Origin of the sequence: Paracoccus sp. PARArs4 (assembly GCF_947311865.1) — a bacterium.
Lineage (GTDB): Bacteria > Pseudomonadota > Alphaproteobacteria > Rhodobacterales > Rhodobacteraceae > Paracoccus > Paracoccus zeaxanthinifaciens.
In genome coordinates, this window is the sequence record NZ_CAMZMW010000042.1 from 1 (window position 1) to 1,185 (window position 1,185).

Annotated in this window: 1 protein-coding gene; it reads left to right on the forward strand. The window is 64.5% G+C overall.

The annotated features are described in order from the left end of the window. Positions 1-3 precede the first annotated feature (3 nt). Complete coding sequence (tuf, locus tag QMZ16_RS16260) at positions 4-1,179, forward strand: elongation factor Tu (protein ID WP_282604028.1); 1,176 nt, start codon at positions 4-6, stop codon at positions 1,177-1,179. Positions 1,180-1,185 lie beyond the last annotated feature (6 nt).

The window sequence follows — 1,185 nt, forward strand, 5'->3', positions numbered from 1 at the left end:
CACATGGCAAAGGCAAAGTTTGAACGGACGAAACCGCACGTCAACATCGGGACCATCGGTCACGTTGACCACGGCAAGACGACGCTGACGGCTGCGATCACGAAGTACTTCGGCGACTTCCGCGCCTACGACCAGATCGACGGCGCGCCGGAAGAGAAGGCCCGCGGGATTACGATCTCGACGGCGCACGTGGAATACGAGTCCGAGACGCGCCACTACGCGCACGTGGACTGCCCGGGCCACGCCGACTACGTGAAGAACATGATCACGGGTGCGGCGCAGATGGACGGCGCGATCCTGGTCGTGAACGCCGCCGACGGCCCGATGCCGCAGACGCGCGAGCACATCCTGCTGGGCCGCCAGGTCGGCATCCCCTACATGGTCGTCTACCTGAACAAGGTCGACCAGGTGGATGACGAAGAGCTGCTGGAACTGGTCGAGATGGAAGTGCGCGAGCTGCTGTCCAGCTACGACTTCCCGGGCGACGACATTCCGATCATCAAGGGCTCGGCCCTTGCTGCCATGGAAGGCCGCGATCCGGAAATCGGCGAGAACTCGATCAAGGCCCTGATGGAAGCGATCGATTCCTACATCCCGACGCCCGAGCGCGCCGTGGACCAGCCGTTCCTGATGCCGATCGAAGACGTGTTCTCGATCTCGGGTCGTGGCACGGTCGTGACCGGCCGCGTGGAGCGTGGCGCCGTCAACGTGGGTGACGAACTGGAGATCGTGGGCATCCGCGACACCAAGAAGACCACCTGCACGGGCGTGGAAATGTTCCGCAAGCTGCTGGATCGCGGGGAAGCCGGCGACAACATCGGCGCGCTGCTGCGCGGTATCGACCGTGACGGCGTCGAGCGTGGCCAGGTCCTGTCGAAGCCGGGTTCGGTCCAGCCGCACACGAAGTTCGAGGCCGAGGCCTACATCCTGACCAAGGAAGAAGGCGGCCGCCACACGCCGTTCTTCGCGAACTACCGTCCGCAGTTCTACTTCCGCACGACGGACGTGACCGGCACCGTGACGCTGCCCTCGGGCACCGAGATGGTGATGCCGGGCGACAACCTGAAGTTCGAAGTCGAACTGATCGCCCCGATCGCGATGGAAGAGAAGCTGCGCTTCGCCATCCGCGAAGGCGGCCGCACCGTCGGCGCAGGCGTGGTCTCGAAGATCCTCGCCTGATCCCGA

Coding starts and splice junctions, on each gene's coding strand:
- tuf (WP_282604028.1), top strand. CDS start 4: ATGGCAAAGGCAAAGTTTGAACGGACGAAACCGCACGTCAACATCGGG.